The following is a 15658-nucleotide window of genomic DNA, read 5'->3' as shown; positions in this document are numbered from 1 at the left end:
TAGTTTAGAATAGCTTGCTAACCTGAGTTGCTAACATTTAATCAAACTTGATAATCAGACGCTCAAGTTGGCGATCGCCAGATTCAATATAGCTCTAGATATTTCTATTTTTGGAAAAAAGATTACGTTAACAATCAAAATTGCTGAGGCGGGTGACAAGCGCCGTGAGACGATCGCCCGCGAGGCAAAAAAAATAAAGGCTAGAAGTTTTATCTAGCCTTTATTTCCTAAAATAAGCTGGTGACAAGACTCGAACTTGCGACAGGCTGATTACAAATCAGCTACTCTACCAACTGAGTTACACCAGCAACAAAAACTAATATAGCAAATATACAGTCATTAGCGCAACCCCCCCAGCCATTTTTTTTTCAAATTCGCCCAAAAGCCGTACCCACAAAGGCTGAACCAAAATCATCTTTGCCAACTGCCAACTGCCAACTGCCCCTTGACTAATCGCAGCGCCAAATCTTGATCGTCTGATCCGCACTGCCGCTAGCGAGCAAATTGCCCGAAGGTGCGATCGCCACCGAGTACACCGTACCCGAATGTCCCTTAAGACTGCTCAACAACTCCCCCGTCTGCAAATTCCAAATATTAATCGTATTATCATCGCAGCCACTCACCAAAGTCAAACAGTCCCCACTGATAGCAACCGAATCGCCCCGACTCACATAATTTTGCAAAATATGCAGCGCCTCATTCGTTCCTAAATTCGTTACACCCTTTCCCTTCGCATAATGAGTATTTAAAATCCGCAACAAACTGCCCGTGTGCAAATTCCGCAGCTTAATCGTATAATCATTGCTCACGCTAGCAAGAATCTGACCGTCTGGCGCGATCGCCACAGAATTCACCCCAACATTCAACCCCGAAAGAGTCCGCAGCAACTTGCCGCTTTCCACATCCCAAACCTTACTCGTCGCATCCGAACTGCCACTCGCCAATATTTTACCGTCCGGGCTAAAAACCACCGCATTCACATTGTCAGAATGACCCTTCAAAGTCCGCAGCAACTCACCACTCCGCAAATTCCAAAGCTTAATCGTATTATCAGCCCCGCCGCAGCTAGCAATTACCGGGCGCTTCGGGTTAATCGCCACCGAATTCACCTCCATAGAATGTCCGGGAAAAGTACACAGCAAATCGCCGCTATGCAAATTCCAAAACTTAATTGTTTCGTCCGAACTGCCGCTGACCAACATTTTTCCGTCATAGCTAATAGCAACCGAATTTACGCGATCGGAATGTCCCGTCAGAGTGCCAATTAATTCCGCTGTTTCTAAATTCCAAATCTTAATAGTTTTATCCCAACTACCGCTAGCCAAAATTTTGCCGTCAGGGCTAATCGCCAGAGAATTCACAAACGATGAATGTCCTGGCACCGTATATACACACCGCCATTTCTGATGTTTTAATTTGTGGGCTAATTCCTTCACCCGCTTAGCAGCCGCCTCAGCTTCCTCTCTGCGTTTGAGTTCAGCCTCCTCCAAACGCTGGCGTTCCGCCCTAGCTTTCGCCTCTCGCAGCGCCAGCCGCCGCATCTCTCCCTTATAGACTATTCGCTGCTGCTCCTGAATTTCTTTAAGAGTTTCAATATACGGTTGGGCCCAATCTTTAGAAAACCATTCATGAGCAAATTCCGCCTCTAATTTAAATAACTGAGGTTCGTGAGTAAAATCGATATTTAAATAATACAAATCAGCTAAAAAAGCAGCCAATAACTTGTGAATAGTCACAATTATTTGCCGAATAATCCGCAGGCTCAGCTTTTTATCTTTCCCCTCCGCCTCCAACTGGTTATAAACCTCTTCCCAGTTCCAAGGCTGCATCGCCACTAGAGAAACGCTCTGATTGATAACTCCCCAAAAACCCACATGAAAATTAACTTCATAATCGCTGATATCGCTGTACAGTATAGCTGTCGGTACGGGAGACAACACAGTCTGCAACCGCTCCACATCAATATCAGAAATGGATTTTTTGAAATAGTCTCCGTAAAACTGAACCGGGCACAACTCTCCATGCGGGGGGTAGTGCTGGTTCAAAAAAGCTCTTAACTTAGCCGGCAGCTCGATATTCAGATTGTGGCGAAACGAATCGGGGCAATCTTCGCTAATTTTTGCGGGAGCAACTAACAGCAGCAAGCGGTGCTGCTGCTGCTGCAAAATCTGTTCAGTTTCCTGCCTGCTCAAATTAGAAAACCAGTTGTCTCTGTCCCAAATAGTTTGAATTTCGTTCAGCTTAACTCGAATTGCTTCTGATTGAAACTCCCGCATTAAGTCGCGGCAAAGTCGGCTAATTGCCCGCTTATCTCTTACTTCTTGTGCCTTAATTCGGTTAGCCCGTTCTTCCTTTACCCTTTCTTCTGCGTCGGCGATCGCGATTAATTCTTGTTCTCTGGCCTGCTGCCGCTGCAAATATCTCACTTGTGCTTTAATCCAGCGGGGGTCTTTTTTGATTTGCTGGTTCAAAGCTGAAGAACCAGACGGCTCAATTTCTGCATAGCGTTCGTTGACAGCGCTTGCTCCCAATCTTTCTCCCAATTCAGAGGCTACAGGCTTCAACAGTTCAATTAGGGTGTCTGAGACTGGGCGGGGTAAGGACATACCAGTTAAAACTTTTTCTTACTTAAGGACGATCGCGCGAGTCAGGCATATCTCGCTGGGGCGGGGACTCTTGGCAGGGATATTAGATTTGGGCGATCGGCCGATTGTATATGTAAGGAGAATCATGCAGGCGTATCGTGCAGCCGCGCCAGCTTAGCACCTTAACTTAATAATAATATTTATTTATACACTTTACATTTTACCCCGAATCTGAATCGAAAACACCGACGGAAAAGACTTCAGGATATGCGATCGACCCTGAGTTTACCAAATTCGTTTTTTTTGTTGCCATTTCACTCGCTCTTGTCTATAATCGTACTTCACAACCATAATTACGGTATTCCGACCTAATAACCGTACTTTTCCTAGAGGAACAAATATAATGAGCCCGTGGCAACGCTTAACTCAACACCTTCACTGGCCGCAACAGCCATCAGCCAGCACAAATAAATCATTGACTGCGCTGAAAAGATTTGTGTCGCTATTTTTAGTGGGAGTAACTTTAAGTCTGGCCGTTGCATCCTGCGGCCAGGGAACCACTAACAACCCCGCAGCCACTCCAGGCGGTGCTACCCCAGCAGCCAACAAAGGCAACGTAGAATTAACCCTAGTATCCTTCGCCGTCACCAAAGCGGCCCACGAAGCGATAATTCCCAAATTCGTAGAACAATGGAAAAAAGAAAAAGGCCAAACCGTCACCTTCAACCAAAGCTACGGCGGTTCCGGTTCCCAAACTCGGGCCGTAATTGATGGTTTAGAAGCAGACATCGTACATCTAGCCCTAGCCTTCGACACTCAAAGAATCGAAAAAGCCGGACTAATTGAGCCTGGGTGGGAAAAAGAAGTCCCCAACGAAGGGATAGTCAGCAAATCCGTAGCAGCAATAGTCACCCGCGATGGCAATCCCAAAGGCATCACAACCTGGGAAGATTTAAGCAAAGATGGAGTGAAGCTGATTACTGCCGATCCCAAAACATCAGGCGTTGCCCGCTGGAATTTCCTCGCACTTTGGGGCTCGGTTGTTAAAACCGGAGGAGACGAAACCAAAGCATTAGACTTTACTAGCAAAGTCTACAAAAACGTCCCGATTATGACTAAAGATGCCCGCGAAGCTACTGACGTATTTTTCAAACAAGGTCAAGGGGACGCCTTAATCAACTACGAAAACGAGATTCTTCTGGCAGGTCAGAAAGGCGAAAAACCAACTTATAGTATTCCTGAAGTCAATGTTTCGATCGACAATCCGATTGCCATTGTCGATAAAAACGTTGATAAACACGGTACTCGCGAAGTCGCCGAAGCATTTGTCAAATTTCTGTACACCCCAGAAGCTCAGCGAGAATTTGCCAAAGCCGGCTTCCGCCCAGTAGATGCGACAGTAGCGGCGGAACCAGAATTTGCCCAAAAATTTCCGCCCGTCAAAAACCTATTTACAGCTCAAGACTTAGGAGGTTGGGGAGAAATAGAGAAGCAATTCTTCGCTGACGGAGCTATTTTTGACAAAATTCAAGGTTCAATTAGACAGTAGTGGCCGGGGCGGGTTTACGAGATGATTGGTTTTAGGCAATTATTTTTGGTAAAACCAGCCCCGGAGCGCAATTATTCTTTCCAACTCAAAACTATTCACTTATGGCTGAATCATCTGCAATCAGTAACCCTCAATCTCCGATCGAAAATATCAAAAGGGCGATCGGCAAAATCACCTTACCTTGGGGCATCACCCTAGGCTACCTCAGCTTAATGCTATTGCTCCCAGTTGCAGCAATGCTACTGAAAGCCAGCACAGCAAACCCCGCCGAATTTTGGAAAATTGCCACCAGTCCGATCGCCCTTTCCGCCTACGATGTCACCTTCTTTACGGCATTAATTGCGGCATTAATTAACGGAGTATTCGGCACATTAATTGCCTGGGTATTAGTCCGCTACGACTTTCCCTTAAAACGGATTATAGATGCAGTCGTCGATTTACCCTTTGCACTGCCCACCTCCGTCGCAGGTTTAACCCTCGCCACAGTTTACAGCGATAACGGCTGGATTGGTTCGCTTTTTGCACCTTTGGGAATCAAGATATCCTTTACTCGCTTGGGCGTAGGTATAGCGATGATATTTATTTCCTTGCCATTTATAGTTAGAACCGTACAGCCAGTTTTAAACGAGATGGAAAAAGAGATCGAAGAAGCAGCTTGGTGTTTAGGTGCTTCTCAATTTGAAACCTTCTGGCGAGTAGTTTTACCGCCGCTATTTCCTTCTATTTTAACAGGAGTAGCACTCGGCTTTTCGCGAGCGGTAGGCGAGTACGGCTCTACTGTAATTGTAGCTTCTAACATACCTTTCAAAGATTTAATCGCACCAGTATTAATTTTTCAAAGATTGGAACAGTACGACTATGCAGGAGCAACCGTTATCGGCACTGTCATGTTAGCTATTTCCCTGGCAATGCTGTTCGCCATTAATCTCTTACAAGCATGGAGAAGACGCTATGACGGCTAATATCAATTCACCCGCTGATTACAAATTTCCGCCCGCAGGTTCTAGCCGGCGTCAAGAAAAAGCTTGGGTAAAACCAACTTTAATCGGAATTGCGATCGGCTATCTTGCTCTGGTCTTATTTATCCCTACTCTCAACGTTTTTTATCAAGCTTTCAGAAAGGGATTTGAGCCATTTTTGTCTAACTTAACCTCACCCGATTTTCTGCACGCAGCGCAACTTACCCTGGTAATTTCTCTGATAGTTGTGCCTATAAATACAGTATTCGGTTTGTGTGCAGCCTGGGTAATCGGCCGCAATAAATTTCGGGGGCGCACGCTATTAATCAGCCTTTTAGACGTGCCTTTTGCCATATCTCCCGTAGTTGCAGGTTTAATGATTGTACTGCTTTACGGTCGGCTGGGATGGTTCGGGCCGTGGCTGGAGGCGGCCAATATCAGGGTTATTTTTGCCTTCCCTGGAATGGTGCTGGCTACTGCTTTTGTTACCTTGCCTTTTGTGGCGCGCGAAGTAATTCCTGTTTTGGAAGAAGTGGGAACTGATCAAGAAGAGGCAGCGAAAACTTTGGGAGCAAATGACTGGCAAATTTTCTGGAATGTCACGCTTCCCAGTATTCGCTGGGGATTGCTTTACGGAGTAATTTTGACCAATGCTAGAGCAATGGGAGAATTTGGAGCCGTCTCTGTGGTGTCGGGAAATATTGCTAAAAAAACGCAAACTTTGCCTTTGTTTGTAGAGGATGCTTACAAGCAGTACGCGACGCAAGCCGCATTTTCGGCTGCGGTAGTTCTCGGTCTTTTAGCAGTTGTCACCCTTGTGCTTAAGGAGATTTTAGAACGAAAAACTAGAATCAAAGAAGTTGAAGAATAATCACCAGTCATGAGGCTTTAGGGTGCGAAATTGTTAGTCATTAGTATGGGGGTGGCGCTATCGACAATCTAGTGGGAAGCTCGAAAATCTCACAGCTACCCACCCTACAACATATTAGTGCAAAGTGTAAACTGAAACAAAAATTAGGAGTCCCAAATGTTAGCTCACAACACTAGCGAATCTCAATTTGAGGCGATCGGCAATTTTCACAGAACCCAAGAATCAGATATTCCAAAATCTGATAGTGCTGACAGCAGACCAACTCAAACCCGCATTCGCATTCGTGTTCCTAAAGAATATCATCAGGAACCTGTAATCTCTCACCTGATTTCTGAATACGGTTTGACCGTGAATTTTAAGGCCGCTTTGTTGGGTGTCAAAACTTTAGATGATGGTTGGTTTGACTTGGAACTTAACGGTACAAGTAAACAGATTGAAACGGCTCTGATTTATCTCAATGATTTAGATGTGGAAATCTGGAGCAATTCCAATAACCCGGATGAAGAAACTTGGTAATTAGTGAGTCTTTGACGAACAAACCTGGAAGAGTAGCTAATATTCGGGACTGACACACCTAATTTTCTTTCTTCGAGCAGATTTATTGAGTCTAATAGTCTCCAAGAATGTTAGTCATGAGTCAGCCTATCTCTTCCTGTAAAATAACAGTGATCAAGGTTCTAGTAAGGAATGCAAGCCTTCATAAAACTCAGAGAACTTGGATTCCTTACTACCAAGCCATTTGAGGGCGGTTGGTCGATCGCACCTACAGATCATTCAGCAGCTAACCACTAGCAAATCACACCAGCTTACAGCTAATAACCGTGACTGATGACTCTTGATTAACAAATATCGAGCGTCGTCAGTTAACTATGCGATTGAGAATTTTTATAAAATCTGCTGTTTTCTCCCTCTCTGGCATATCAATAAACAGCGCGCAAGTCTTCTCAAACATTGGTGTAACAGCCGGAACAATATCCCCCTTTAAAACTTCTAAACAATCAAACTAACTCAGTTAGGGCAGGGAAGCATAAAAAAAGGTTTTTGTCAATATTCAATTTAGGTGAAATTAAGGGCGATCGACTCTCATTCGCACCGGAAAAAGATCCATCGCTGCTGCGGTTGGTTTGTGATATGAATTTGATGTGTGTGTACCAGGAGAATTTGAACGTGGAACTATATAAAGAACGGAAACACCAGATAGTTTTTGCAGATTCACAAGTTAAAGATTGCGAAAGTTTAACAAAAACGGTCAATCCCGATACAGAAATTGTTATTCTGAATGCCGATCGCGACGGGATGGAGCAAATTGCCGAAACACTGAAACAGCGGCAAAACATTGCAGCCGTCCACATTTTGTCTCACGGCGCAGCAGCCAGCTTGCAACTGGGGGGCACAGAACTAAATCTGTGCAACATTGAAAGCTACCGCAATTATTTAGAAACATGGTTTGCTTTGCCAGCAGTCGAAGCAAACTCGAACTCTCCAATTACAGCTAAACCCGAAATTCTGCTTTACGGTTGCAACGTCGGCGCCACAGAAGCAGGTGTGGCTTTCGTGGAAAGGCTGAGCCAGCTCACGGGTGCAAATATTGCTGCTTCCGATAACTTAACTGGGAATGCTGCGTTGGGTGGAGACTGGGAACTCGAAGTAACTACGGGCAAAATAGAAACACCTTTGGCATTTTCGGCTGAGGCGAGGGAAGCTTACAGTGCAGTTTTGGTCGCCACATTTGGCGAACTCCAAGATGCGATAACTCTGGCTAACGCTTTGCCCAATGCAGACACGATCGCCATCACCGGCAACATCACCTTTGCGCCCGGACAGGTTCTGCCCAGGATTTCTACCCCTATCACCTTTACCGGCGGCGGTTTCACCCTAGATCTCGGCAATAACCGGGGCTTCTTCATCGACAGCACCACTACCCCAGTCACATTTTCCAACCTGACAATTACCGGCGGCATATCTACAGGCGCTGCAGGCACAGGTGGCGGCGGCGGTGCAGCCGGCATGGGCGGCGCACTATTTATCAACAGCGGCACTGTCACAGTTAACAGCGTGACCTTTACTGGCAACAGCGCGACGGGCGGCGCGGGCAGCGCGCCCCCCGTCGCTCCTGCAGTCGCAGGCCCAGGCGGCAACACCGATTTTGCAGGCCTGTTTCCCTTCGTTTCTGCAGGCGGGCCAGGTCAAACTGGCCTCACCGGGTTGCCAAGCATCGGCGCTGAGGGTGGTACGGGCGGTACGGGCGGCAACGGCGGCGCTGGCGGTGGCGGATTGCCCGGTACCGGTCTTAACGGCGGCCCCGGCGGCGCTGGCGGTACGGGCGGCGCTGGTACCGGCGGGACTAACGGCGGTACGGGCGGCGCTGGCGGCGCTGGCGGTCCGGGCGGCTTCGGAGGAGGAGGCGGCGGCGGCGGCGCTGGCGGCGCTGGTGGCGCCGCAGGCACTGGCACAGTAGGTGCAGCAGGCCCTGGGGGCATTGGCGGCGCTGGTGGCTTCGGAGGAGGAGGAGGAGGCGGCGGCGGCGGTGTTGGCGGCAACGGCGGTGTCGGGGGCTTCGGAGGCGGAGGCGGCTTCGGTACCGCAGGCGGAGGCAGCACGACAGTCGGAGCTTTCACCCCGGGCGGCGTCGGCAGCCCAGCCGGCGGCGGCGGCGGTGCTGGTTTGGGAGGCGCAATTTTTGTTAATAGTGGTAGTTTGACCCTGAACAACAGCACTTTGTTCAACAACACAGCAACCGGAGGCGCGGCTGGCGGTGCGGGGGCGACAGCGGGCCAGGGCGCGGGGGCTGCGATTTTTGTCAACAGTGGCGCTACAGCAACTCTGACTAACAACACCATCACTGCTAACACTGCTACTGCTACTGCCCCTGCTGTTGCTGTGGGCGGGGGCATTGCTACTAACGGCGGTACTGTGAATGTCCTAAATTCGATCGTCGCCGGGAATTTGGGCGGCGCGAATCCTGACGTGTTCGGAACCTCTTTCGCGGCCACCAGTATCAACAATTTGATCGGGAATGTTGCTGGCAGCAATTTACCTGTAGCTCAGCAACTGACAGTTCCTCTAGCAAATGTCATCGCCCCTACCGCAGAATTGAACCAGGCTACAGGCGTTCCCCTGACTTATGCTTTGGCTGACAGCACTGCAACTCCTAATCCGGCGATCGATGGCGGCGACGCCGCGGCGGCTGCGGCTGCCGGGGCAACTGACCAGCGGGGTGCTGGCTTTCCCCGGACGATCGGCGCTAGTGTTGATATCGGCGCCTACGAGTACGGCCCGATCGTCACAGGCGTTAAATTCAACGACCTTAACGGGGATAGCCTCCAAGGTGCCGCGGCTACTGAACCAGGTCTTCCGGGCTGGGTGATTTCTGTAGGCACGAAGAGCACTACTACCGCAGCCGACGGCACTTACATCATCCGCGACGTAAAAACAGATACTCCGATTACAGAAGCGCCACCCGATGGAACCCCTGCGACTGCTTGGGTGCAGACCCTCGGCCCGACTCCGGCAAATACGGGTATTGTTAATGTCACGGGTGCCAACTTCGGTAATTTCCAGAAAACATCGATCGCAGGCAAAACCTACACCGATCTCGCGGGCAACGGCTTCACGCCCGATGACACCGTATTAAACGGCATCACAGTTAACTTATACAAAGACACCAACAACAACAACACGCTAGAAGTCGGCACAGATACTGTTGTCGGCACTGCACAAACCACTGCGGGAGCAGGAGATTACACATTCTCGGAGATAGGCCCCGGCAATTACCTGATACAAGCCACTGCCCCAGCCAACTCCAGCATCTCTTTCCCCGCTGCCGCCATTCTCGTTAGTGCCCAAAGCGGTACTCCCGTCACCGGTCAAAACTTCGGCGTTTTCCAAAACATCACCGTTAGCGGCACCAAATTCACCGACCTCACAGGCAACGGCTTCTCTGCTGACGACACCCCGCTCAACGGCACTACCATTCGCTTGTTCAAAGATACTAACGATAACAGCACTTTAGATAGCGGTGATACGGAAATCGCCTCTCAAGTTACCGATACAGCGCCAGCAGCGGCTGGAACGTATAGCTTTGCCAACGTTGGCTCCGGTCGGCACTTTGTGAGAGAAGACGTACCGACTGGTTTCTCACAAACCGCAGGCCCGACTTTTTATCCAATTAACCCGGTCAGCGGCACAAATATTACGGCTCAAAACTTCGGCAACTTCCAGTTGGGCAAAATCAGCGGGATTAAATTTAACGATCTCAACAAAAATGGCATCCAAGATGCGCCAGCAGAACAACCCCTAGGAGGCTGGACAATCTACGTGGATGCCAACAATAACGGCACCTTCGATGCTGATGAAGAAAGCGAAATCACCGATGCTACGGGTCAGTATGAGATCGACGACCTTACAGCCGGCACTTATACAGTGCGGGAAGTGCCACAAACAGGCTGGACGCAAACTGTGCCGCCCGTCAATGCAGCCACGCCTACTCTTTCCGGCGCGTTTACGATCGCCGTCACTAGCGGTACCGACTCCCAAAACAACAACTTCGGCAACTTCAAGCCCAATAGCATCAGCGGTCTGAAGTTCAATGACCTCAACAACAACCGGGTACAAGATACCGGGGAACTAGGGCTTGCCAACTGGCAATTCTTCCTCGATACCAACGATAACGGCACTCTCGACACCGGGGAACCGAACACCCTCACCGATGCCGCCGGCAACTACCAATTCCTCGATTTATCAGCAGGAACCTACAAGGTGCGGGAAGTCTTGCAGCCTGCTTGGACGCAAACTACCCCCGACCCGGATGACATCACTGTCACCAGCGGTCAAGACATCGCTAATATCAACTTCGGCAACTTCCAGTCGAGCACTATTAGCGGTCAAAAATTCAATGACCTCAACAACAACGGCCTTAAGGATGCCGGAGAATTGGGGCTAGGTAACTGGCAAATATTCCTCGACAGTATCAATCCCGATGGCATCTTTCAGCAGGGCGAACCGACTACCATCACTGATGCAGCGGGCAACTACACTCTGCGAGATATACCCGCAGGTACTTACCAGGTAAGGGAAGTCCAGCAAAATGGCTGGACGCAGACGACCCCCAACCCCGCCCCCGTTACGGTAACAGGTGGAGATAACATCACGGGCATTGACTTCGGCAACTTCCTGCCCCAACCCGGGGCGATCCAAGGTCTGAAGTTCCAAGACAGCAACAACAATGGCACTCAGGATGCTGGAGAACCGGGTTTACCCAATTTCCAAATTCAGTTAACCAATGTCGTAGCTGGAACTGCTCCTGCTCCTGTTACTACTACCACAGACAACAGTGGCAACTACCTGTTCGCGAACCTAACGCCGGGAACGTACCGCGTCAGGGAAGTCAACCAACCTGGGTTCACCCAAAGCACACCCGAACCGGCCGACATCACCCTAACTTCAGGCGCTATTGTCAGCGGCATCAACTTCGGGAACTTCCCAGCGCCGACTCCGACGCCGACGCCGCCGCCGACTCCGACGCCGCCGCCACCGCCACCTGTACCCACGCCGACGCCGCCGACTCCGACGCCGACGCCTGAACCGACGCCGACTCCGACGCCGACGCCTGAACCGACGCCGACGCCGACACCACCTGTACCGACGCCGACACCACCTGTACCGACGCCGACGCCGACACCACCTGTACCGACGCCGACGCCGACACCACCTGTACCGACAGATTTGGTTTGCCCTGAGAACTTCCCCAGGATCGCTACTCCCAATGAGGCGGGCACTTCTTCAGCGGGTAATGTGATCAATGGCCCTAACGGCGACGATACGATCGTCGGTAGTGTCGCTAATGACTCTATCTTTGGGTTGGGCGGCAACGATTTGATCTTTGGCCGAGGGGGCGGTGACTATATCAATGGCAATATAGCCAACGATACTGTCTACGGAGGCATCGATAGCGATACTCTCTTTGGTGGCAAAGGGTTTGACCTGATTTTTGGCGATCGCGGTAACGATACGATTTATGGCAATCGTGGCAACGACTCTCTTTCTGGCGACGAAGGCAATGACATATTGTACGGGGGCAAAGCCGATGACGTAATGTTGGGAGGCGCTGGCGACGACGTGCTATTTGGCGATCAAGGCAATGACACTCTCTGCGGCGGCGAGGGTAACAATACCTTAATTGGCGGCAGCGGCGATGATTTGCTTTTTGCTGACACCGGCGATGACTTGCTCTTTGGCGGCATTGGCAGCGATACCCTCGTCGGCGGCAGTGGCAGCAATGGCTTTGTCTTGTCAGCGGGCGGAGGAATTGACACGATTTTCAACTTCTCCGCAGGAGTTGATTCGATCGAGTTGCTGGGAGGCTTGGACTTCAATCAACTGTCATTGACCGAAACTAATGGCTCGACGGCGATCGGAATCGCCAACAGCGACCAGATTTTGGCTATACTAACGGGCGTGCAGCCGAGCCAGTTATCGGCTCAGAGTTTTAACTTGCTGGTTTAGTCCGCAGATCAAACTCGGCACTTAAAACCGAGCATACACTTGCCTGCCGTCCCAGCAGAGAGGGACTAGCGGGAAGCAGTACCTCTAAGCATGGGTTTCGAGGATCAGCCAAAGAAGGGGAACGAATTCCGTTCCCCTTCTTTGGTCAAATTTGTTCGAGATACTTCAGCAAGTCTGCCATTTCTTGCGGACTCGGTTGAAACTGCGGCATTGGTGGGGTTTGTCCGCTGGTGACTTGCCGGATCAGATCGAATTCGGATTTGCGCTCGGAAACTCCGTGCAAGTTGGGCCCGACTTGACTGTCTGAAACCGATATATGACAACCCGCACAGTTCATTTGAAAGATGGCGGAACCCTGAAACGGGTTGCCCGTTAGGGATAGTACGCTTTTGACGTAAGGATCGGCGACTTGAAAGTGACGAATTGCGATCGTCGCCAAGATGATGGCAAGCAACACCGCTAGCGCAAAGATGGCAAGTCGCTCGATCGGGTTTTTAATTTCATTCCTGGCAAGTTGGTTATTCAAAGGAGTTCAATTAAAAATAGTATCTACAAGAAAATTTATTTCTCATAACATAGCTTAATCGTTCGCAGCGGGGAGAGCAAGATCTAATACTCCCGGAAGGGCGCTTTTTGGAAAATTCATCTGTGTAAGTGCTGGTAATATTAAAAATAGGTTGTTAAATCTTAACGTTAAGGAGCTCTCATGGTAGAACCGCTGCTTTCAGGTATTGTTCTGGGTCTAATCTTTGTTACTCTGTCGGGGCTGTTTTTTGCTGCTTATCAGCAGTACAAGCGCGGCGATCAGTTGGGTATCAATAAGTAAAAGGCTTGTAGGGGCGGTGCCTTGAGTGCCCGCCCTGTTTTGAGTGCTCCCCGACTCATCCGTGTATCCGTGTCCAAATCCGTGTTGTGCTGTTCGCTTTTGTTCGTTAAATATATCGATCGAGAATAGCAGCAGTTTCCAAGCCTGTTTTTTCCCAGCTAAATTGTTTTGCTCTGGCTAAACCGAGCTCCCGCAAGTGCGATCGAACTTTGGCATCGACTGCAAGCTCTTGCATAGCAGAGGCAATTTCCTCGACGCTGTAGGGGTTGACTAATAAGGCGCCGTCCCCCGCCACTTCTGGCATGGAAGACAGGTTAGAGGTGATGACAGGAGTGCCGCAGGCCATTGCTTCGAGTACCGGGAGGCCGAATCCTTCCCAAAGACTGGGGAAAACCAGGGCGATCGCTTGGTTGATGACTTTGGGCAAGTCGGCTGCGGGGAGGTAATCTAGGAATTTTACTTTATCGACCAATCCCAATTCTTGAACCTGCGCCTTCAGCAGCGGCGTATAGCGTTTGTCTTCCGAACCTGCTATCCACAATTCGTACTCTGAATTATGATGCAAAGCAGCAAAGGCTGCTACAACTCGCTGCACGTTTTTATAAGGATTATGGCGGCCGATATAAAGAAAATAATTGCTTGTTGGTAAGTCGAGAAAACGGAAAAAACTGGTATCGTATCCGGGGAAAATTGACGTAATTAAATTAGTAGGAATCTTGCAAAAATTAGCGATATCTTTGGCAGTTGATTCAGAGTCACAAATGACGTGTTGAGCCTGCCGCAGCACTTGGGGAATGTAGTAGCGGTGGTAAGGTGTCAGAGGATCGAAGCGGCGGGGAAATCGCAGCGCTATCAAGTCATGTACTGTAATTATATAGCGGCAACCTGCAAATAAAGGAGCTTCGGGAATTGGGGAAAATAACAGGTTAGATTTTAGCTGTTTGTAAATTTTGGGGAGTTGGGTTTGTGTCCACAGCAATCGGTTGATGTGTCCTTTGGTTCCTTGTTCTGGTGTTAGGTTTGGGGGGATTTGGTAGCAGTTATTATTGGGAAAATTTTCTGCTGTTAGTAATGTTGGGTTGAGGGATTTTAGGTGGGGAAATAGGTTTTTGGCGTAGATGGCTAACCCGGTTGGTTTGGAAATTAGGAAGGAGAGGTTGATTAGTAGGTTGGATTGGGGATTGGGCATGGGATAATATGTAGATTGCGGTTTTGGGCTGGGATTTTTTTTATTTAACCGCAGAGGGCGCAGAGGACGCAGAGAGGAGAAAGGAAGAGAGGGAAGATTTAAAGATATTGTTGTAAGATGTTGGCGGTTGCTTTTCCGGTTTTGTGCCAGCTAAATTGAGATGATCTGGCTAAACTAGCAGTTTTTAAGTTCGATCGCACTTTTGAATCTGTGGCTAGTATTTGCATGGCTTCGGCTATTTCTGGGACGCTGTAAGGATTGACTAATAATGCGGCATCTCCGGCGACTTCTGGCATCGATGACAGGTTGGATGTAATGACGGGTGTGCCGCAAGCCATTGCTTCTAAAATTGGTAAGCCGAATCCTTCCCAAAGTGTAGGGAAAACTAGGGCGATCGCCTGATTCATCAGTAGGGGCAATTGAGAATAGGGAACGTAACCGAGAAACTTTACCAAAGATTGTAAACCTAATTCTTCAACTTGTGCTGTCAACTGCGGCGTGTAGGCATTGGGAGGCCCTGCTAGCCACAATTCGTAATTTGCGCGATCGGGCAAAGTCGCAAATGCAGCAATTAATCTTTCCAAGTTTTTATAAGGATCGTGTCTGCCGGTATAAAGAAAATAATTTTTGGTTGGCAAGTCGAGATATCTAAAATTAATATTATCGCAAGCTAGGGGAATGGCGGTCATCTTTTTACGCGGAATTTGGAAAAATTTAGCAACATCTGCCGCCGTTGCTTGAGAATCGCAAATAATGTGTTCTGCTTGTCGCAAAACCTGCGGTATGTAGTAGCGGAAATAAGCTGTTAAACGAGAAAACCGTTGGGGAAATCGCAAAGGAATTAAATCGTGAACTGTGACAATGTAGCGACAGCCGGAATACAAAGGTGCTTCTGGAATTGGGGAAAATATCAGGCTTGACTGCAATTTTTTGTAAATCTTTGGCAAATGGAATTGAGTCCACAGCAGCCTGTTAATTTGTCCTTTCGGCCCTCGATCCGGTGTCAGAGTTTCGGGAATTTGATAGCAAGTATAATTGTCAATTTGCTGGGAAGCAAGTAATGTGGGTTCTAGCTGTTGCAGTTGCGGGAAAAGATTAGCTGCATAAGTTCCGATTCCCGTTGGTTCAGGAGTTACAAAGGATAAATTGATTAAAAGTGGGTTATACACGCTTGA

The 15658-nt window shown here is 49.1% G+C and carries 10 protein-coding genes and 1 tRNA gene; 6 read left to right on the top strand and 5 right to left on the bottom strand.

All coding sequences use genetic code 11. The features are described 5' to 3' along the window. Positions 1-235: 235 nt before the first annotated feature. Together QUA83_RS01895 and QUA83_RS01890 are read right to left on the bottom strand one after the other, a co-directional pair. Positions 236-308: transfer RNA gene (locus tag QUA83_RS01895), tRNA-Thr, on the bottom strand. 141 nt (positions 309-449) lie between these two features. Then, positions 450-2606 carry a WD40 domain-containing protein gene (locus QUA83_RS01890; RefSeq protein ID WP_333291067.1) on the bottom strand — a complete coding sequence of 719 codons (2157 nt, stop codon included), beginning with the start codon at positions 2604-2606 and terminating at the stop codon, positions 450-452. Between the two features lie 382 nt (positions 2607-2988). On the opposite strand from QUA83_RS01890, the gene QUA83_RS01885 reads away from it, so the two are divergent. From QUA83_RS01885 to QUA83_RS01865, 5 genes are all read left to right on the top strand, one after another. Beyond that, positions 2989-4134 carry a sulfate ABC transporter substrate-binding protein gene (locus QUA83_RS01885; protein WP_333291066.1) on the top strand — a complete coding sequence of 382 codons (1146 nt, stop codon included), beginning with the start codon at positions 2989-2991 and terminating at the stop codon, positions 4132-4134. A 101-nt stretch (positions 4135-4235) separates the two neighbouring features. Beyond that, positions 4236-5096, top strand: coding sequence for a sulfate ABC transporter permease subunit CysT (gene cysT / locus QUA83_RS01880; protein WP_333291065.1), 861 nt, complete (start codon positions 4236-4238; stop codon positions 5094-5096). Beyond that, positions 5086-5964: a sulfate ABC transporter permease subunit CysW gene (gene cysW / locus QUA83_RS01875; RefSeq protein WP_333291064.1), complete on the top strand. Its 879-nt coding sequence runs from the start codon at positions 5086-5088 to the stop codon at positions 5962-5964. The genes cysT and cysW overlap by 11 nt, the downstream gene beginning before the upstream one ends. A gap of 156 nt (positions 5965-6120) precedes the next feature. Continuing rightward, complete coding sequence (locus QUA83_RS01870; RefSeq protein WP_333291063.1) at positions 6121-6480, top strand: NIL domain-containing protein; 360 nt, start codon at positions 6121-6123, stop codon at positions 6478-6480. 525 nt (positions 6481-7005) lie between these two features. Beyond that, complete coding sequence (locus tag QUA83_RS01865; RefSeq protein WP_333291062.1) at positions 7006-12468, top strand: DUF4347 domain-containing protein; 5463 nt, start codon at positions 7006-7008, stop codon at positions 12466-12468. Between the two features lie 145 nt (positions 12469-12613). On the opposite strand, the gene QUA83_RS01860 is transcribed toward QUA83_RS01865, so the two are convergent. Further along, positions 12614-12994 carry a c-type cytochrome gene (locus QUA83_RS01860; RefSeq protein WP_333291061.1) on the bottom strand — a complete coding sequence of 127 codons (381 nt, stop codon included), beginning with the start codon at positions 12992-12994 and terminating at the stop codon, positions 12614-12616. Positions 12995-13174: 180 nt separating this feature from the next. Between QUA83_RS01860 and petG the strand changes: the two genes are divergently transcribed. Continuing rightward, on the top strand, positions 13175-13294 hold the full coding sequence (gene petG / locus QUA83_RS01855) for a cytochrome b6-f complex subunit V (protein ID WP_015174208.1): 120 nt from the start codon (positions 13175-13177) through the stop codon (positions 13292-13294). A gap of 106 nt (positions 13295-13400) precedes the next feature. Here petG and QUA83_RS01850 read toward each other — a convergent pair whose 3' ends face one another. Next, positions 13401-14483: a glycosyltransferase family 1 protein gene (locus QUA83_RS01850; RefSeq protein ID WP_333291060.1), complete on the bottom strand. Its 1083-nt coding sequence runs from the start codon at positions 14481-14483 to the stop codon at positions 13401-13403. Positions 14484-14581: 98 nt separating this feature from the next. After that, positions 14582-15652, bottom strand: a complete 1071-nt coding sequence (locus tag QUA83_RS01845; RefSeq protein ID WP_333291059.1) for a glycosyltransferase family 1 protein — start codon at positions 15650-15652, stop codon at positions 14582-14584. Positions 15653-15658: the final 6 nt, after the last annotated feature.

Source organism: Microcoleus sp. K1-B1, from assembly GCF_036704705.1.
Classification (GTDB): Bacteria; Cyanobacteriota; Cyanobacteriia; order Cyanobacteriales; family Microcoleaceae; genus Microcoleus.
Note: the sequence above shows the minus strand (reverse complement) of the source record. Positions and strands in the feature narration are given on the sequence as shown.